At 61.9% G+C, this 18,052-nt stretch carries 15 protein-coding genes; 4 read left to right on the top strand and 11 right to left on the bottom strand.

The genetic code is table 11. The features are described from left to right. Positions 1 to 105 precede the first annotated feature (105 nt). The 3 genes from fahA to K6G35_RS27210 all read right to left on the bottom strand — a co-directional run bounded on the left by fahA (position 106) and on the right by K6G35_RS27210 (position 3,561). The gene (fahA, locus tag K6G35_RS27200; protein WP_035883447.1) at positions 106 to 1,368 is read right to left on the bottom strand and encodes a fumarylacetoacetase; all 1,263 of its coding nucleotides are present in this window, start codon (positions 1,366 to 1,368) and stop codon (positions 106 to 108) included. Between the two features lie 38 nt (positions 1,369 to 1,406). After that, positions 1,407 to 2,735 carry a homogentisate 1,2-dioxygenase gene (gene hmgA, locus K6G35_RS27205; RefSeq protein ID WP_008652287.1) on the bottom strand — a complete coding sequence of 443 codons (1,329 nt, stop codon included), beginning with the start codon at positions 2,733 to 2,735 and terminating at the stop codon, positions 1,407 to 1,409. Between the two features lie 454 nt (positions 2,736 to 3,189). Beyond that, entirely contained in the window at positions 3,190 to 3,561 is a 372-nt protein-coding gene (locus K6G35_RS27210) for a helix-turn-helix domain-containing protein (protein WP_017513237.1), read from the bottom strand. 282 nt (positions 3,562 to 3,843) lie between these two features. Here K6G35_RS27210 and K6G35_RS27215 point away from each other — a divergent pair, with 282 nt between their 5' ends. Next, the gene (locus tag K6G35_RS27215; RefSeq protein WP_008652289.1) at positions 3,844 to 4,464 is read left to right on the top strand and encodes a TetR/AcrR family transcriptional regulator; all 621 of its coding nucleotides are present in this window, start codon (positions 3,844 to 3,846) and stop codon (positions 4,462 to 4,464) included. 197 nt (positions 4,465 to 4,661) lie between these two features. Further along, positions 4,662 to 5,693 carry an alpha/beta fold hydrolase gene (locus K6G35_RS27220; RefSeq protein WP_035883517.1) on the top strand — a complete coding sequence of 344 codons (1,032 nt, stop codon included), beginning with the start codon at positions 4,662 to 4,664 and terminating at the stop codon, positions 5,691 to 5,693. A 107-nt stretch (positions 5,694 to 5,800) separates the two neighbouring features. Here the strand turns inward: K6G35_RS27220 and K6G35_RS27225 are convergent, their stop codons facing one another. The 5 genes from K6G35_RS27225 to oxlT (K6G35_RS27245) form a co-directional block, all read right to left on the bottom strand. After that, entirely contained in the window at positions 5,801 to 6,817 is a 1,017-nt protein-coding gene (locus tag K6G35_RS27225; protein WP_495676656.1) for a zinc-binding alcohol dehydrogenase family protein, read from the bottom strand. Positions 6,818 to 6,972: 155 nt separating this feature from the next. Then, entirely contained in the window at positions 6,973 to 8,298 is a 1,326-nt protein-coding gene (oxlT, locus tag K6G35_RS27230; RefSeq protein WP_008652292.1) for an oxalate/formate MFS antiporter, read from the bottom strand. Positions 8,299 to 8,909: 611 nt separating this feature from the next. Then, the gene (locus tag K6G35_RS27235; protein ID WP_008652293.1) at positions 8,910 to 9,128 is read right to left on the bottom strand and encodes a hypothetical protein; all 219 of its coding nucleotides are present in this window, start codon (positions 9,126 to 9,128) and stop codon (positions 8,910 to 8,912) included. 218 nt (positions 9,129 to 9,346) lie between these two features. Beyond that, positions 9,347 to 10,276 (bottom strand): LysR family transcriptional regulator, encoded by a 930-nt coding sequence (locus K6G35_RS27240; protein WP_186426563.1) that lies wholly within the window; start codon positions 10,274 to 10,276, stop codon positions 9,347 to 9,349. Between the two features lie 32 nt (positions 10,277 to 10,308). After that, the gene (gene oxlT, locus K6G35_RS27245) at positions 10,309 to 11,652 is read right to left on the bottom strand and encodes an oxalate/formate MFS antiporter (RefSeq protein WP_495676657.1); all 1,344 of its coding nucleotides are present in this window, start codon (positions 11,650 to 11,652) and stop codon (positions 10,309 to 10,311) included. 216 nt (positions 11,653 to 11,868) lie between these two features. Between oxlT (K6G35_RS27245) and K6G35_RS27250 the strand changes: the two genes are divergently transcribed. Both K6G35_RS27250 and K6G35_RS27255 read left to right on the top strand, forming a co-directional pair. Further along, positions 11,869 to 12,819, top strand: coding sequence for a LysR family transcriptional regulator (locus tag K6G35_RS27250; RefSeq protein ID WP_008652296.1), 951 nt, complete (start codon positions 11,869 to 11,871; stop codon positions 12,817 to 12,819). 112 nt (positions 12,820 to 12,931) lie between these two features. After that, a complete protein-coding gene (locus tag K6G35_RS27255; protein ID WP_008652298.1) occupies positions 12,932 to 13,240 on the top strand; it encodes an HAD family hydrolase in 309 nt (102 codons plus the stop codon). On the opposite strand, the gene K6G35_RS27260 is transcribed toward K6G35_RS27255, so the two are convergent. The 3 genes from K6G35_RS27260 to K6G35_RS27270 all read right to left on the bottom strand — a co-directional run bounded on the left by K6G35_RS27260 (position 13,233) and on the right by K6G35_RS27270 (position 18,039). Beyond that, the gene (locus K6G35_RS27260) at positions 13,233 to 14,504 is read right to left on the bottom strand and encodes an SEL1-like repeat protein (RefSeq protein ID WP_495676658.1); all 1,272 of its coding nucleotides are present in this window, start codon (positions 14,502 to 14,504) and stop codon (positions 13,233 to 13,235) included. The genes K6G35_RS27255 and K6G35_RS27260 overlap by 8 nt on opposite strands. A gap of 3 nt (positions 14,505 to 14,507) precedes the next feature. After that, the gene (locus tag K6G35_RS27265; protein ID WP_495676659.1) at positions 14,508 to 16,478 is read right to left on the bottom strand and encodes a phospholipase D-like domain-containing protein; all 1,971 of its coding nucleotides are present in this window, start codon (positions 16,476 to 16,478) and stop codon (positions 14,508 to 14,510) included. A gap of 784 nt (positions 16,479 to 17,262) precedes the next feature. Next, positions 17,263 to 18,039, bottom strand: coding sequence for a fumarylacetoacetate hydrolase family protein (locus K6G35_RS27270; RefSeq protein WP_008652303.1), 777 nt, complete (start codon positions 18,037 to 18,039; stop codon positions 17,263 to 17,265). Positions 18,040 to 18,052 lie beyond the last annotated feature (13 nt).

Genomic DNA, 18,052 nt, shown 5'->3' on the forward strand with positions numbered 1-18,052 from the left:
CAGAAAAGTAACGGAATCTCGGAAATGTAACAGGGCGGATGCAGCACTTTTTTGCCGCTCCGCCCTGTTGACTTGCCGTGGCCGCCGTAGCGGCCGTCGCGGTACTTAGCGCGCCGGCAGGATTTTACCTGTTACCTCGCCGAAGCCGACGCGATACCCCTCGCCCTGACACCAGCCCGTCATGGTCACGGTATCGCCATCCTCGAGGAAACCGCGCTTCGCGCCATCGGCCAAGGTGACGGGTTCCGCACCATTGCGCGTGGTTTCCAGCAGGCTGCCGCACGAATCCGACGTAGTGCCGCTGATCGTGCCAGAGCCCATCAGGTCGCCAATGCGCACATTGCAGCCCGATACCGTGTGGTGGGCCAGTTGCTGCGCCATGGTCCAGTACATCGCCTTGAAGTTGGTGCGGCACACCGTGCTGGCCGCCGCGGCGCCGGCTGGTTGCAGCGCCACTTCCAAGTCGATGTCGTAGGCGTTCTGCCCTTGCTGCTGCAGGTACGGCAACGGCTCCGGCGATTGCGCCGGGTTTTCGCGGCGGAACGGCTCCAGCGCGTCCATCGTCACCACCCACGGCGAAATTGAGGTGCCGAAGGACTTGCTGTTGAACGGACCGAGCGGCACGTACTCCCACTGCTGGATATCGCGGGCGCTCCAGTCGTTGAGAATCACCAGACCGAACATATGGGCCGGGGCATCGCCCGTGCTCACCGGCTCGCCGAGGTTCGAGGGCTTGCCGACAATAAAGGCCATCTCGAGCTCGTAATCGAGCTTGCGGCAGGGACTGAAGATCGGGCGCGCCTCGTTCGGCAGCTTGATCTGGCCATTGGGACGATGCAGCGCGGTGCCGCTGACGACCACCGAACTCGCACGACCGTTATAGCCGATCGGGATTTCGAGCCAGTTCGGCAGCAGCGCGTTGTCGGGATCGCGGAACATGCGGCCAACGTTGGTGGCGTGTTCGCGCGACGAATAGAAGTCCGTATAGCCGGGAATATCTACCGGCAAGTGCAGCGTGGCGGCCGACATCGGCACGAGTGCCTTGTCGCGCAGCGCTGCATTGCCAGAGAGCCGCTGGTCATCGGCGGACAGCAGCGCGGTCAGGCGCGCGCGCACGTCGGTCCAGACCGGCTTGCCCAGCGCGATAAAGCGGTTGAGGCTCGACGCTGCAAACGCGCCCTTGGCCGCCGTCGGCATCAGGCCGGCATCGTCCAGCGCAGCCAGATCGACGATCTGGTTGCCGATCGCCACGCCTACACGCGCCGCGCCGCCCGTGGTCGAAAAGATGCCATACGGCAGGTTCTGCAGCGGGAAATGGGTCTGGCCGTCGTTCGCGGAATCGACCCAGCTAGTCTTGGGGGCAGTCATTATCTTGTTACTCCTATTGGTGCGAGAGTCGCGTCAGATCAACGCACGTTCGGGTTGAAATGCTTCTTCAGGCCTTGCCAGCAGGTGTAGTAATCGTGCTGGAGCAGCGCCGACTCGGCAGCGTGCCGCGTCGGACGGATCACGCCCGGGGTTTCGAACATGAATGCCATCGTGTCCGTGATGTGGTGCGGCTTGCTGGTGTCAGAGGCGGACGCACGCTCGAAGGTCTCCGCATCAGGGCCGTGACCGCTCATGCAGTTGTGCAGGCTCGCTCCGCCCGGCACAAAGCCTTCGGCCTTGGCGTCGTACTCGCCCGCGATCAAACCCATGAATTCGCTGGCGATATTGCGGTGGAACCAGGGCGGACGGAACGTGTCTTCCGCGGCCAGCCAGCGCGGGCCGAAGATCACGAAGTCGATCGTGTCCACGCCCGGCGTATCCGACGGCGATTGCAGCACCAGGAAGATCGACGGGTCCGGATGGTCGTAGCTGATCGAGCCGATCGTGTTGAAGAGACGCAGATCGTACTTGTACGGCACATAGTTGCCGTGCCACGCCACCACATCGAGCGGCGAGTGGCCAATGTCGGCACGCCACAGATTGCCCTGGAAACGGGCGACCAGTTCGAAATCGCCTTCGCGATCCTCGTAGCTGGCGACCGGCGTCAGGAAATCACGCGGATTGGCCAGCCCGTTGGAGCCGATCACGCCGAGGTCGGGCAGCTTGAACATCGCGCCGTAGTTCTCGCAGATATAGCCACGCGCGGCGCCGTCGGGCAGTTCCACACGGAAACGCACGCCGCGCGGGATCACTACGATCTCCTGCGGCTCCACGGCCAAGCGCCCCATCTCGGTGATGATCAGCAGACGGCCCTCTTGCGGCACGATCAGCATCTCGCCATCGGCGTTGTAGAAGAAGCGGTCCCGCATCGACGCGTTGGCCAGATACAGATGGATCCCGCACCCGGACAGCGCTTCCGGACCGCCGTTACCAGCCATCGTGACGATGCCATCGACGAAGTCGGTGGGAACGGTCGGCATGGCCGGCGCACTCCAGCGCATCTGATTTGGCGATGGCGCCACTTCGTCGAACCGGCTCAGCCAACGATCTTGCTCGATCAGCGTGAACGGCTTGTGCATGGCTGCCGGGCGAATGCGATACAGCCACGAACGGCGATTGTGGGCGCGCGGCGCGGTGAACGCGGTGCCCGACAGCTGTTCGGCATACAGGCCATACGGTGCGCGCTGCGGCGAGTTGCGTCCTACCGGCAATGCGCCGGGCAACGCCTCCGTGGCGAACTCGTTGGCAAAACCGGACATGTACTGCGCCACGGCGGTGTCAGCCACATTGAGTTGGGTCTGGGTCATGAAGTCTTCCTCTCACTTTGCTCGTACCTGCGACGCGGCGAGCATCCTGGGCGGCAAGGAGACTGGCTGCTGGCGAACGCCAGGCCCGTCTTATGACGATGTCTCCGCTTTTTCTTCGATTTACGTATTATGAAATCGATTTACCAAATCGTAATCATCGTCTTGCGCAATGTCAAACCACAATTACGATAGGCGACAGCGCGCGAGCAAACGCGCAGATGCACGGATGTGCTGCGAAAGCAGGACGGACAGGGAGGAAAGTCTTTCGGAAAGGAGCTGCCAGTCACGCCGGAGAATCGGCGAGGCAGGATGCTGGCTGCATGGACGACAGCGGCGATGGCTGCGCCTAGGCCAGCCAGGAGGAAAGGGTCATCGCGCCCGAAGCAGGGGCGACTGGACCTCGGCACGGCGAACGAACGTTCGCCGTGCCGAGAAATCCGGAGCCCTACCGGGCTCAGACGGGCTTGTGACCTTCGGGCGTCGAGCCCGAACCGAACCCGCCAGGGGCCGGCGCAGCAGGCGCGGCGGTTGCCGGGCCCGCCATGGATGCGGCTGTTACGCCGCCATTACGGCTGGCAATGAATGCGTTCACGTCTGCCGCAAGATGCTGCGGAGCAAGTACGACCTCGAGGCCCAGTGCCTCACAGGCCGCGAGGAACGTGGACATACGCGGATCGGCTTGTCCCGATTCCGCCCGTAGATAAGCTTCCCGGGATATCCCGGCCTTACGGGCGACGTCCTCCTGCTTGAGCTTGCGCGCTCGACGCAACGCCCGCAGTTGCCGGAACGGTTCGCTAGCGCCTCTTGGCACGGCTGTACTGTTCATGTCGGTCTCCAGTCACCAGTGAAAAAAAAGTGCGCGGACGTGCATTCGAGTATAGAGCACGTAAAGCGTTCCGTAAGGTCTTCTGGAACACTTTTGCAGATTTCCTATGATGGCTCGCTCCGTTCTTCCAGACTCTCATCCAAAAGACGGATAGAGCACAACTTCCTCCTCCCGCCACACACATAACGGGACCGCCTGTTTTGCGTTGACGTCACATCAGTATCGTCAATGTGTGGCACAAGGCAAGTTGACAAACCGACCGGTCGTGCTATTCTCAAGCCCATGCAAAAAGGCCAACTCACTCGCACCGCCATCATCGAGCAGGCATTCCGATCCGCGACGCAGGTCGGGTTCGAGCAGTTGTCGCTCGCGACCCTGGCGGCGGACACGAACATGTCCAAGAGCGGGCTGTACGCGCACTTCAAATCAAAGGAGGCGCTGCAGGAAGCCGTGCTCGAACACGCGATGGAGCGATTTGGCGAGATCGTGATCAACCCTGCCATGCGGCAGCGCCGTGGCGCGCCTCGATTGCTGGCGCTGTTCGATGGCTACCTGGCATGGCTGGGCGGCACGGTCGTGGAGGGTCGATGCATTTTCATGGCCCTCTCCCAGGAGTACGCAAATCGCCCCGGAGTCATACGCGACAAGGTTGTGCAGGCATTCAAGGATTGGCACAGCACGATCGTGCGCGTGATTGGCGATGCAGTGGATGAAGGTGTATTGCGCGCCGATACCGACGCGCACCAGTTTGCGTTCGAAATGGAAGGCATCGGCATGTCCTTCCAGTCGTCATTCAAGCTGATGGGCCGCGCCAGTGCCGAAACGATGGCACGGCGCGCCTTTGCAAGACTGGTCAATGACCTGAAAGAGAATCGCGCCGAACCGCTCGTTGCGGCACGCTAAGACGGAAATAGCAGCGTTAGAGCATCCGCACGATAAGTATCGGTGACGGCAGCGCGGTGTATCCAACGGCATTTTTGCCACTTTTTCTTGCCCAAAAAATAGCACGACTGGTCGGTCGTGACGTACAAAAAACTTCAGGATTCACTGGGTCTTACTGCCGGCCTGACCGGTTGAAGCATCCGCAGGAGGAGTTTGTCGTGTCGCAAGTGCTGTCATCGTCAACCCAAACCCGCCCCGCCCGTGCATCCGCACCCGGCGAGACGGCCTCCAATCGCCGACGCGCCGGCGCCACACTTTCCCGTTTGGCCGGTGCGATAAGTCATGCCAGCCGACGTCTGAGCTGGCAGGCCGGCAGCCTGCTTTTCCCCGAGGCGACTTCCCGGGCGCTGGAGCACCTGTGGTTCAGCCCGCCGCGTGCGCGATCCACGCCCGACGGTCTGCGCTTGCTCGACACCGCCCGCACAGAATGGGCACTGGTCACCGGCCAGGGCGCCAGCCGGCGCGTGCGCGTCTATCGCTGGGGCAGCAAGGGACCCGTGATTCTGCTTGCGCACGGCTGGGGCGGCGAAGCCGGCCAGTGGCACGCCGTGGTCAGCGGCTTGCTCGCGGCAGGCATGCGGGTGGTGGCATTCGATGCGCTATCGCATGGCGCCTCGGACGCAGGCGCGCGCGGGCAGGATCAAAGCTCGATCATCGAGATGGCCCGATCGCTTCTGGCCGTTGCCTGGCACGTCGGCCCGGTCCATGCGGTGGTGGCCCACTCGATGGGCGGCGCGGCCACGGCCCACGCAATCCGCGAAGGCTTGCCCGTGCGCGGCGTGGTCATGCTCGGTTCTCCCGCCGACATGCACACCGCCTGCTCCACCCTCGCGTGGCAACTTGGCGTGGCGCCACACGTGCAGACCCGCATGGAGCGTCGCAGTGAACAGTGGCTGGGCACGCAGTGGTCCACGTTCAACGTACCCGACGTGGGACGCACGCGCCCGGTACCACCCGCGCTGGTGATTCATGATCGCGAGGACAAGGAAGTCCGCTGGGAAGACGGTGCGGCAATCGCCGGCGCGTGGCCAGCCGCGCGGCTGGTAACAACCCAGGGCCTCGGGCATCGCCGCATCCTGCGTGACGCTACCGTGATTGGCAACATTGCCGGCTTCGTGAACGATCTGCAGGCCATGCCACCCGTGCATCGCATGACAAGCGCGCGGACGTCGCCGGTCACCACCATCTAATCTCGTCCCGACTGCAAGTCAAGTAAAAGGGGCGGGCCTCGCGAGAGGCCCGCCCCTTCATATTGGTATCGCGCGCTGCTTGGCAGTTAATTGCACATATACCGCTATCAGAAGCCGGAGAGCACCAGCTTGCCGATCGTTCGCCCGCCTTCCAGCAGCGCATGGGCGCGACGCAGATTGGCTGCATTGATGGTGCCGAGGTTGTCGCCCACCGTAGTCCGCAGTTTGCCGGCATCGATCAACCGCGCCACCTCGTTCAGCAGCCGATGCTGCGCGATCATGTCCGGCGTCTGGAACATCGCCCGCGTGAACATTAATTCCCAGACAAAGCCGGCGCTCTTGTTCTTGAGCGCCGAAATGGCCAGTGGGCCGGTATTCTCCACGATCGTGCAGATCGTTCCCTGCGGGGCGATAGCCTCGGCCATGGCGTTGAAATGGCGATCGGTGTCGTTGAAGCAGAGGACGAAGTCCACATGCGCGAAACCCAGCGCGCGCAGTTGGGCCGGGATGTCGCCGTGATGATCAATCGTATGGTCGGCCCCAAGGCCGCGGCACCAGGCTTCGGATTCCGGCCTGGACGCTGTGGCAATCACCGTCAAGCCAGCCAGAACCTTGGCAAGCTGAATGCCGATCGACCCTACCCCACCCGCACCACCGATAATCAGCACCGACTTGCCGGCATCCTCGCCCTTCGGCGAGATACGCAGGCGATCGAACATCGCTTCCCAGGCCGTGATGGCCGTCAGCGGCAGCGCTGCCGCTTGTGGGAAATCGAGCGAAGCCGGCTTGTGGCCGACGATCCGCTCGTCTACCAGGTGGTACTCGCTATTCGCGCCGGGGCGCGTAATGCTGCCGGCGTAGAACACGGGATCGCCTACCTTGAACAGCGTGACATCCCCGCCGACAGCCACGACGGTGCCAGCGGCGTCCCAGCCCAGCACGCGCGGCGCATCCTCGACCTTGTCTTTCGGCGCCCGGACCTTGGTGTCCACGGGATTCACCGCGATCGCCTCCACCTTGACCAGCAGGTCATGGCCGCTGGCCTCGGGCCGGGCGATCTCGACATCGACGAGCGACTGCGGATCGCTGATGGGCAGGTAACGGGTCAGACCAATGGCTTTCATGGCGGCATCCTTTGAAGGGAGAGATAAGTGGATGCTAGTCGCAAACGATCCCGATGATTAGCCGGAAGATCCTGCAATCACTTTCCCGTATATCGGGAAAATAGAACGACAAAAAAGCCCGCGCGAGGCGGGCCAAGGTTTTACAGCGCACTCACTCAGGTCAGGTCCTCCGGAACAGGACGGTATCCCATCGGCGTGCCAGCACTATCCTGGACGAATCTCCTTGCATGGGCTTCGCGCATCGGCTTGAGCACGAAGATCGCCATCAGGGCCGATACCGCTGCCATACCGGACGCCAGCATGAACACCGCGTACCAGTCGCCTGTTGCCGCCGTGATAACACTGGAGAACGGCACAAGCAGTGCGGCGGTGCCTTTCGCTGTGTAGAGCATCCCCGCATTGGTCGCCGCGAACTTCGGCCCGAAGGTATCACCGCATGTCGCCGGGAACAGGCTGTAGATCTCGCCCCAGGCGAAGAACACGATGCCGGTCAGGATTACGAATGCCGTTGGGTTCTGCCCGTACTTGGCCAGCAGCAGGATGCCAACGGCTTCGACCGCGAACGCCAGGAACATGGTGTTCTCGCGACCAATGTTGTCGGAAATCCAGCCGAAGAACGGACGTGTCAGACCATTTAGCACGCGGTCGATGGTCAGCGCGAAGGTCAACGCCGGCAGGGTCAGGCCAAGGATGGAGACTGGCGAGTCGTGCAGGCCGAAGTCCTTGGCGATGGGCCCAAGCTGCGCCGTTGCCATCAGTCCGCCTGCCGCCATCATCACGAACATGGCGTACATGACCCAGAAAATCGGCGACGACAGCACCTGGCGTGGCGTGGCGTTGTAGGTGGCCGCTGCCTTCAGCGTGCTCTTCACGTCCGAGAGGATCTTGGCCGACGGCGGATAGAGCAACATGCCGAGCAACACCACGACGATCCCCTGCCCGAGCCCAAACCACAGGAACGTAGCCTCGTAGCCGCTGGACTTGATCATGTTGGCAATTGGCACCACGGTCGCGGCCGAACCTGCACCGAAACCCGCGGCCGTCAGTCCCGCCGCCAGCCCTCGACGATTCGGGAACCACTTGAGGGCATTGCCCACGCAGGTCCCGTAGACCGCCCCGGCCCCGACGCCACCCACCGCTGCCGCGAAGTACAGCATCGGCAACGATGAGGCCACCGAGTTCAACGCCCAGGCCACCGCGCAAAGCAGGCCACCACCAATGACCACCGGGCGTGGCCCGTACTTGTCGACCAGATACCCTTCGATGGGCACCAGCCAGGTCTCCGTGACCACGAAGATCGTGAATGCCACCTGGATCGCGGTGCGACCCCAGTGGTACTTCTCGTCAATCGGATTGACGAACAGCGTCCAGCCGTACTGCATGTTGGCAATCATCGCCATGCAGATCACACCGAATACGAGCTGCGTCCATGGCGATGCAAACCATGACGTCGGCGCGCTTCCGTTCTGCTGAGGTTCCATGGTGTCTCCTTCTGGCAACCGTGGTCGCCGTTGTGGATGGGCATCTGCGGAGATGCCTCTGGTCTATCGCGTCGCTTCACCCTGCTGATCTCGAACAGCTGAGCCGTTCTAGTGCTATACGGTATGTGATATATCAACAGTGTCAAGGCGATTTGGATGCCTGCCTGACCTATCGTGCAGACATTCTTGACGACGGTTTTCGAGGGGCTGGATCAATGGTGCGCAAGGTGCATCAAACGCACTGCCCTGCCCCGGCAAGCCTCATTCCGGATCAAGGACTTAGGTACGAATCCGGCATCAATGCCCAACCGGAAAAAGCCGGCGCGAAATGTTGCGGCGCACGTCGTGAATCGACCGCCCTAGGGAAAGTCCCAAGCGGCGAATCAGACAGGCAACGGATGAGTGGCGGGTGGTTCAGAACACCACCGCATGAACCCGAAAGGGCATCGGGACTATCGGAGACCGCTTCGACAGGCTTGCGTGGAACCGTCTGCGCGAAACGAAGGGAAAAACAAGGAAGGAACGGCCGTGGTGAAACTGCTCGGTACTGCTGGACATCAGGAGTTGCCGGCCGTCACAAGGCTCCTGCTGGTAAAACTCGCCTGGGAGTATCAGGCGTGCGCGAATTGCGGCTGCACCGATGTGGAGGTGCTCGGCGTTGCGCGGCCCGCACCGTCAATTTCCTGCGTGGACCCGAGTCCGGCGAAGCGGCCATGGTCTTGCGCCGTGGCCAGCAGGCGCATCGGCAGGCGCGTTGCCAGCAGGTAGGTCACGGCGACACCCGTCGCGATCAAACCGAGGGCGATGGCGGAAAGCAGTACGGCGTTCATGAAAACTCCTAAGTGAGATAGATCAAGGAGTCTTCAGTATATGCTGCACTGCGGCGTCTGTAAATATTTTGTATGTGATATATCAATAGACATGTCGCTCTAAAAGCAACAACGCACCCCATAGGGTGCGTTGCGCATCTCAAATTGAACGTCCGTTGCATCAAAAGTTGATCGCAATACGCCTGCGGCAGTGCCGCACGTGAATTCGATTCAATGCCCTACCCCACTTTCTTCAGCAGCCCCTGATTGGCGTAATCGCCACGCTCATATTCCTGGGCACGCAGGTTGTCCCACACTGCCGCCGCATTTGGCTTGAGCGACCGGGCCTTGCGGCGCACGAGCATGACGTGCGACGTCACCTGCGGACGCAAAGGGCGCAGCACTGCCGAGGGCGCGATGCCAGCGGCCTGGGCCCGCGATGGCACCACACCGATCCCCAGCCCCATCGCCACCATGCCGAAGACCGCGGCAAAGTGGCCCAGTACCTGCAATGAGCCCGGACGTACGCGATAGGCGGCCAGCGCGCGCTCCACCGCGGGCTGGATGCCGGAACTCTGATCGAGCGTCAGCACCGACGCATCGCCCAGTTCGCCCCACCCCAGTGACTCCCGCGCGGCCAGAGGATGCCCCGCCGGCAGCACGGCCTGGAAAGGATCCACGCACAGGGGTTCACAGTAAAGATCGTCGCAAGGCGCCGGATTGCTGGCGATGCCGAAATCAACCTCTCCGCTGCGCACACGCTGCAGCACGCATTCATGCGAGCAGTCGCGCAGCGTGATGCCGATGCCGGGCCATGCCTTGCGGCAGCCAGCCACCCACATCGGCAACGTCATCGATGACAACACCGGATCGGTGGCGATCTGCACCGTGCCTTCACACGGTTTGCCGGTGCCGTGGCTATCGCGCAGTGTCTGTTCGACTTCCTCGACCAGATGGCAGATCCGTTGCGACAGCATCTCGCCCGCATCGGTCAACTCCACCTGGCGCGTGGTGCGATCGAACAGCCGCTGGTCGATCTCCTCTTCCAGTTCGCGCACGCTTCGGCTGATGGCCGACTGTGTCAGCCCAAGCTCGGCCGCAGCACGCGTGAAGCTTTTTTGGCGAGCCACCGCAGCGAAAGCCTTCAACTGGGGAAGCGATACATTCATGCTGCCGCTCCTTTCCGCATTCGCCGGACCGGTTATTCACCCTTGCCGGTCGAGAACCCGGCCATGTATGTCGCGTGATCGCTGACGGGCTGCGCCATCGCGTGGCCGGTAATGAAGCGGCGACGCATCGGTTGCAACACGAACTTGGCGGAAAGCCCCGCTGCCACGGTCATCACGGCCGCCACCGTGAACACCAGGTTCCAGCCACCGTGGTGGGACAGCACGGACGCCAGCGGCACCAGCAGCGCGGCGGTACCCTTCGCCGTGTAGAGCGTGCCGGCGTTGGCCGCGGCGAACTTGCTGCCAAACGTATCGGCGCAGAGGGCGGGGAAGATCGAGAAGATCTCGCCCCAGAACAGGAAGGTCAGCGCGGCGAAGAGCATGAACCAGTAGGGGTCATGGCCCAGTTCGAGCAGCCCGATCAGCGACAGCCCTTCACCAATGAAGATCACGAACATCGTGTTCTCGCGGCCGATGCGGTCGGAGATAAAGCCGCACAGCGGACGTGTGAGCCCGTTGCAAAGGTTGTCGATCGACAGCGTCATCGTCAGCAGCGGCAGTGTCATGCCAAGCATCGTGACCGGCATCGAGGCAAACCCGAAGTCCTTTGCAATCGGCCCAAGCTGCGCGGTAGCCATGATGCCGCCCGCGGCCACTGCCACGAACGAGGCATAGATCACCCAGAAGACCGGCGTGCGCACCATCTGGCCCGGCGTGAATTCAACCGGGTTGGTCAGGATGGCCTTGTTCGCCACTACGCCCTTGGGCGGCTGCGGCTTTACCAGCAGCAGCGCCATCGCGAAGATCAGCACACCCTGCAGGATGCCGAACGTGAAGAAGGCGTGCTCATAGCCGGACTTCTGGATCATGCTGGCGATGGGAATCACCGTCAGCGCTGAGCCCGCGCCGAAGCCCGCAGCGGTCAGTCCTGCCGCCAGGCCGCGCTTGTCCGGGAACCACTTCAGCGCATTGCCGACGCACGTGCCATAGACACCGCCCGCGCCAATCCCCGCGATCACGGCAGCCGTGTACAGCATCGGCAGGGTCGTGGCGTAAGAGTTCATCACCCACGCCAGTCCGGCACAGATCGCGCCGCCGGCCACCACGGGGCGGGGCCCGAACTTGTCGACGAGCCAGCCTTCCAGCGGCACGAGCCAGGTTTCGGTGACGATGAAAATGGAAAACGCAACCTGGATCGCCGATTCGCCCCAGTGGTGCCGGGCGTTCATGGGGGTGACGAACAATGTCCAGCCATACTGGAGGTTGGCCACCAGCCCCATGCAGATCACGCCGATGAAGAGCTGGAACCAGCGGTTGCGAAGCAGCCCGCCATTGAAATTGCCCACGGCGGAGCCTGCCGCGTTGGTGTGCGCCATGTCGTGTCTCCTTGCATTAGTGTCTTTCGCGCTCTGGTGGCGCGACTGCTGGGCTGGCCTTGTGGACGCCCGACTTTTTCACTACTGAATGAGCGCGCCTGACATTGCGGCACGTTGCATCTGTGGATTGATGCTACTTCAAACTTAGATCAGCACAGCATAAAGTTTTTTATTATGATCATTGACGATCATTTATAGATTGCAGGATATCGTGCGATGAAGAACGCGACGCTTCGCCAGCTGAAAGTGTTCGAAACGGTGGCCCGCCATCTGAGCTTCTCACGTGCGGCGGAGGAGCTTCATCTCACGCAACCTGCTGTTTCCACACAGGTTCGACAGCTCGAACTCCATGTCGGCCTGCCCCTCTTCGAGCAGCTTGGCAAACGCATCTACCTGACGCCGGCCGGCACCGAGATGCTGCATTACAGCCGATGCATCATCCAGCAGTTCCGCGAGGCCGAAGACGCGATGGCGCAGCTTAAGGGTATATCCGGGGGGCGCCTCAACGTCGCCGTCATCAGTGCCGGTGACTACTTCTTTCCCCGCCTGCTGGCCGAGTTCATGAACCGGCATGAATCGGTCACGCTCAATCTTGCTGTGCACAATCGCGAAGAACTGCTGCATCAGCTAGCCGGCAACCTGACCGATCTGGCGGTAATGGTTCGCCCGCCGGAAGGCATGGATACCATCGCCGAAGCATTCGCCCCCCACCCTTACGTGATCGTCGCCGCGCCGAACCATCCGCTGGTGGGCCAGCGCAATATTCCGCTGTCTGACCTGGCCGAGGAAGCATTCGTCTCGCGCGAGAAAGGCTCGGACACCTGGAACTCGATGCAGGAAGGCTTCGCGGGGCGCTTGTCTAACCTGCGCATCGCGATGGAGATCAAGAGCACCGAGACCATCAAGCAGGCGGTGATCGCGAACATGGGCATCGCCTTCCTGTCAGCCCACACGGTGGGGCTGGAACTTCAGGCCGGCAAGCTGGCTGTGCTCGACATTCAGGGCTTCCCGGTAATGCTCAACTGGTACGTGGTGCACCGCAAGAACAAGCGCCTGCCACCCGTGGCCCTGGCATTCAAGCATTTCCTCATGGAAGAAGGCGCCACGCTGATCCAGCAGATCACTGGCGTGGAGGGGCTGATTCGCCCGCGCGCCATCCATAAATGATTGCTTATGATTTTGCGATGAAACTTTAATTATCGTAAATCGATCGTCCCATCTAAGCTGCAGGCATCAAACCGGCATCAAGCCGCCCCACCAGCCATGCAAGGAGACGATCATGAACCAACTCCAGCCCGCCGCACCGATTACCGCCCCGGCAGCCAGCGAGACGAGCCAGCCTGATCGCGAAATGCAGCTCGCCGCGTACAACGCCGCGTTCGCCGAACTCGGGCTGCGCTTCCGCTGGGACATGCAGATGTTCGACTGGCTCTGCGGCATTGAATGCGAGAAGACCCGCGTCGCGCGCTATATCGAAGACTTCCACGCGCACCTGCTGAAGGCCTACGAAGCATCGTTCCTGAGCGAACTCATCTTCGACAAGAAGAGCGAGTACATGCGGGCGATGGCAGGCGCCGGCGTCAACTGATCACGTCAGCGGATTGCTCACGCATTCCCAGCAGGGAATCCATCCACGCAAAGGGGCGCGGATCGTAGGCCGTCAGTGGAGGCAGAATGTCCCCCTTCTCGAACTCGCGCCTGGAGCCAGCGATGCTGGCGGCACCTCTGACGCACCACAGTCCACGTTGCGGACACTGCTCGCCCGTGCTCGCCTTAGTACCGAGTGGCAGCGGCTTCTGCTCCGGCGCAGAGGTCGTCGTCTGCGCGGTCTCTGCTGAAGTGGTCAGCGGCAGGCCGGTGGCCGGGTCGAGATTTTTGGCCTGGCTCAGGCGGTTGATGAGTTCGTCCGATGGCTTGTCGGGCGGGACAGCGGCATCCTGTTCTTTCTGCCACTGGAAGGTGCCGTCCCAGGGCGGCAGCTTCGCAGGGGGCAGTGGCACGATCTGATCGATGTCCGGCACTTTGGGATTGCGGCCGTCGTTGCGTATCAGGAACCGCCAGATCAGCTTGTAGCGCCGCGACCGTTCGGGATCGTTTGGAAGGGCGAGGTAATTCAATCCGTCTGAGGGAGGGGGGGCTTTGAAGCCATGTTCCAGAAATGACGCAGACATTGAATCACCCGCTATCACGCCCTTCTGAAATGCAGCCACCGCTTCGGGGAAATGTTTCTTACCACTTAGATTGACGCCCAGCGTACCAGCTGCCTCGCCGTGTCCCTGGTCCGTCGCGCACTGCCGCATCTGCCTGGCGATTTCCGGCGCATTATCCCGGGGCGCCAGCAGATCGCCAACGAAAAACTGGGCGTCGGCGTTGCCCAGATCGGCAGCTTTGCGGAAGTAGCGCAGCGCCATCTCCTTGTCCTGTTTGAGTCCATATCCCAGGTTTAGGTAGTAGCCGATGTCGTAATAGCCCGACGGCACGCCCGCGTCGATCAACTGACTGGCCAGCGCGACGCTCTCCCGCTGTGGGAGCGGCGATGACGCCATGCCTTCCGAGACCAGCTTCTGCAGGTTGCTGTTGGCCTTGTAATGACCGTGAGCGGCGGCGATCCGGTAGTAGCGCGCTACGTCATCGAAGTCCTTGGGTCCCTCAAGCTTCTGCAGATAGCGGGCGTACTTGAACAACACATCGGCCTCCGGATCAAGCGGCGGCAGATGGTCCGCCTCGTAGACACAGGTAAAGGCCAGATTGGCGCGAACGGTGGCCAGATCGGGTACGGTCGGCATGGAGTTTTCCTTGGAGCAGGCGGTCAAGGTAAGGGCGGTTAGCAACGCGGCCCGTACGATACGCATCGGTCAGTCCTTGTAGGTCCGCTTCGGATCGTCGCGCTGGAACTCGATCAGGGAGGCATGGGGCGCTTCGCTCCCGGTCTTCTTGCGTCTCGCGTTCTCTCCGATGATCTTCCCCCACTGCTTAAATGCCTTCGCCGGATCATCCTGATCGCCCATCCCCTTCGTATGGTCATGCCAAAGCTTCCGGCGCAATGGCCGTGTCACTGCCTCGTTCTCATGACAGATGTTCAGCTCGCTGTCGCCCTCCATGCTGCGCGTGTTGATATTGGCCGATCCCAGCGTCATGAAGACATCGTCCACGATCATCAGCTTGGCGTGGATATACACGTCCTGCCACTTGTCCGGCGGCGAGTCGGGTGCTACGAGGGTGCAGATGTGGACCTTCAATCCGTCGATCGGTGCAGGCAGGACAGCCTTTGGTGGCTCCTTCATCTGCGCTTTTGCCTCCGCTTGTTTCGCGCGGGCCTGCTGAAGCTTCTCCTTGGCTCGAGCCAGCAACTTCTGCACATATGCATCGCCCAGATGGGTGAACTGATATACCCCGGCAATCGCTCTCTGGGCTTCCCTCGCTTGTGCTCTGGCCGCGTCATACTGGCGCTGCAGTTCGGCCTGGCGAGCATCCTCCTGCTCCAGCTTTGCCACGCCCGGAATGACTTCGGCCCGTCCCAGCGCGTTGAGCATGCGGTAGGTGTTGACCGTACCATCGCCCATACCCTCGTCGCTGGAGTTCGTGATCACAAAGAGATGGATGGCCCCGTGTTGACCGTGGTCGCGCCCCCACTGGATTTGCTTCTTTACCGCTTCATTGATCTTGTCCGCCAGGGGCTTGAATCGAAAGTACTGGTTCTCGATATAGATGAACTGCGTCGCATTGTTCACCGCCTGGAGATACATTTCTTCGATGTCCTGCTTGCCGTTCTGAGAGTGTGTGCGCAGCACCTGGGCCATCACCTTGTCGCCTAGCGACGGAAGCATTCTGAGACCGGCTGCGGCTGGCTTGCGCGCCTTACCCAGACCGGTGCCGGTTTCCCGATCCCACGCCTCGCAGAAGTTATCGTTGAGGTATTGGAGAATCGGCCCAGTCACCCGGCTTGAGATGTCGTGCCTCGGTGTCGCGCCATTGCGGCCAAGATACCCCCACGGCATCTTGGCCGCACTGTGGTCGTCGGTGTCCCAGTACGCGTCCAGCATGTTGTGTCCCATCACGTATCCAACCGCCTTGTTCGGGACCTCGTAATCGACCAACACCATTTTCTGGTGATGCGTCGGCGCGGCAAGGCCCATGGCCGCCCCTCCGGCAGCCTTGTTGCCCGCGCCGCGCTGCTTGTCCGCACCGAACAGGCTGGTCCTGAAGGCAATCTCCAGCCGGCTCGGCAAATCGAAGTCCCGCGTCATGAACTCGACATTCTTCAGCGCCGCCACTTGCCAGACCGAGGGGATGTGTCTGGCGATGACCGATGGGTCCATGACCACATTGCGAAACGTCAGCCTTCTCGGATCTTTCTGCGCGACCGACCAGTACCACCAGCGATCGAAGTCCTCGGCATGCCTGCTCGGGTGCGGTCTTGGCCTCATGTGAGCGGCGGGCCGGTGTGGCATGTTTGGCTCGGGGCCGAATCTGTTGTTGATTTCCGGTAGGCCGAGCACCTGCCCACCCCAACACAGCAAGCGCACCTTAACGCCGCGCTTGCCTACGTCCTCCAGTAATTCGCCAATGCATTTTGTTCCCTGGCCGCCTGCGCCACGCTTGAAGAACATGGACGGCTGGAAACCCCAGCAGATGATGTCCACGCTTTTCTCGGCACGGAAGATCGCGTCGTAGATGTCGCGAAATGCCGTCTCGCCGTTCACCAGCGGCTTGAAGGTGGCGGGCGCTGGGTTGTATTCGGTGCGCTGGACGAACCACGGCAGGGTGATCGTTGCACTGCGCGTGCATGACAAGGCAATAGGTACGGTAATGAACGGTTGTGTCATGCTTCCGATTCCGGATGGAACGTCGCGTGGTAAGCCCGCCGATGGGCTGCCCGGTCGGCTGCAGCAGCATCGCTGCCTTGCGCTGCCTCGTGAAAATGAATGCCAGCGTGATCGAACCGGGGCTGCGAGGAGCCAACATCTAGCGACGATATGCGCTCCCGAGCATCGAACGCTACCCGCAAACTGTGGTGCCGGGAATGCGATTCCGGCGTCAGTTGAGTGCAAAGCAAGGTCTCGCGCAGAATCAGAGAAATGCGATATCGCCGCCAATTGGTTTCCACTACCCTGCCCGCCGGATCGCAATCGTGAGCCGCGTGCCCGACGGGTTCGTTCGCGTGTTACTACTGCCATTGGGAATTCGAAACCAACTATCGGGAACTGAAGCAAGCCATGCTCGGGGCCGCACTGGCTTTGCGTATCCAACTGCGTAAGTGCGTGCTTCAGGAAAACTCTGGGGGGCACTGATTGCGTAGAAAAGGGGGCATCTGAAAATGGCCAAGGCTGCGCTGGAGGACCGCATCGAGCCCACGGACCCGAGCTTTGTTCTGGCCTTGCGCCTGATACAGAGCGAACTGATCTGGACAGCCAGCATGGCTCAGGCAAGCTGCCGGCCTATCTGCAGCGCATGCGCGTCAAACTTCAGTTGGCGATCATCCAAAAGCGACGGGGGCATAAATGCCCCCGTGTGGTCAAAGCCCTGCCTAAGCGCTACAACGTCCGATTCTTCAGACAGACCATCAGCGAAACGGCCTTACCCCGCGCGGGGCCTTTTGTCGTTCCTCGGCTATCCCTTCACGTGATTGACCAGAGCGCCGATCCCGGCGATCGACACCTCGACCACGGCGCCGTCCTTCATCGATCCGACGCCGAGCGACGTACCGCAGGCAATCACGTCGCCGGGCATCAGCGTCAGATCCTGTGAGATCCGGCTGACCTGTTCTTCGGGCGAGAAGACCATGTCGGCGAGCGGATAGTTCTGCCGCTCCACGCCATCGAGCCGCGTTACGACGCTGGCTGCGCGCCAGTCGAAGCCGGTGACGATGCCCGGCCCCAGGCAGCCGAACGTGTCGTAACCCTTGGCCCGTGTCCACTGCGGGAAGTTCGGGTCTTCGGTGATCAATTCGGCCGCGGTGACATCGTTGACCACCGTGTAGCCGAAGATGTGCGAGCCCGCCTCCGACACGCCCACATTGCGGCATTTGCGTCCGATAACGATCCCGAGTTCGCCTTCATAGACGATCTTGCCGCGATAGCTGGCGGGCCGCTCGATGGCGTCGCCTGGCCCGGCCAGCGAACTGGCCGGCTTCATCAGGAACAACGGATGCAGCGGCACGGGCTTCTCGAGCTTGCGCGCCAGCGCGTGGAAGTTGTTCCATAGCGCGACGATCTTCCCCGGCTCGCACGGCGCCAGCAGCTGCACTTCGTCGCCGGGCAGCACGGCGCCGGTGGGCTTCGAGCCGGTGTAGCCGGGGCCGTCGTACACGATGACGCGATCGCCATCGACGAGGCCGAAGCCAGTGTCTCCGCGTGGGCTGCGGAAGCGAATCCAGGTTTGCTGCATGGGGGCTCCTTAC

Source organism: Cupriavidus sp. HY129, from assembly GCF_059492215.1.

Excerpts from the sequence above, each read along its gene's own strand:
- fahA (WP_035883447.1), bottom strand. The coding sequence starts at position 1,368 with ATGACTGCCCCCAAGACTAGCTGGGTCGATTCCGCGAACGACGGCCAG.
- K6G35_RS27250 (WP_008652296.1), top strand. The coding sequence starts at position 11,869 with ATGAAGAACGCGACGCTTCGCCAGCTGAAAGTGTTCGAAACGGTGGCC.
- hmgA (WP_008652287.1), bottom strand. The coding sequence starts at position 2,735 with ATGACCCAGACCCAACTCAATGTGGCTGACACCGCCGTGGCGCAGTAC.
- oxlT (WP_495676657.1), bottom strand. The coding sequence starts at position 11,652 with ATGGCGCACACCAACGCGGCAGGCTCCGCCGTGGGCAATTTCAATGGC.
- K6G35_RS27210 (WP_017513237.1), bottom strand. The coding sequence starts at position 3,561 with ATGAACAGTACAGCCGTGCCAAGAGGCGCTAGCGAACCGTTCCGGCAA.
- K6G35_RS27255 (WP_008652298.1), top strand. The coding sequence starts at position 12,932 with ATGAACCAACTCCAGCCCGCCGCACCGATTACCGCCCCGGCAGCCAGC.
- K6G35_RS27240 (WP_186426563.1), bottom strand. The coding sequence starts at position 10,276 with ATGAATGTATCGCTTCCCCAGTTGAAGGCTTTCGCTGCGGTGGCTCGC.
- K6G35_RS27270 (WP_008652303.1), bottom strand. The coding sequence starts at position 18,039 with ATGCAGCAAACCTGGATTCGCTTCCGCAGCCCACGCGGAGACACTGGC.
- K6G35_RS27265 (WP_495676659.1), bottom strand. The coding sequence starts at position 16,478 with ATGACACAACCGTTCATTACCGTACCTATTGCCTTGTCATGCACGCGC.
- K6G35_RS27260 (WP_495676658.1), bottom strand. The coding sequence starts at position 14,504 with ATGCGTATCGTACGGGCCGCGTTGCTAACCGCCCTTACCTTGACCGCC.
- K6G35_RS27215 (WP_008652289.1), top strand. The coding sequence starts at position 3,844 with ATGCAAAAAGGCCAACTCACTCGCACCGCCATCATCGAGCAGGCATTC.
- K6G35_RS27235 (WP_008652293.1), bottom strand. The coding sequence starts at position 9,128 with ATGAACGCCGTACTGCTTTCCGCCATCGCCCTCGGTTTGATCGCGACG.
- K6G35_RS27225 (WP_495676656.1), bottom strand. The coding sequence starts at position 6,817 with ATGAAAGCCATTGGTCTGACCCGTTACCTGCCCATCAGCGATCCGCAG.
- oxlT (WP_008652292.1), bottom strand. The coding sequence starts at position 8,298 with ATGGAACCTCAGCAGAACGGAAGCGCGCCGACGTCATGGTTTGCATCG.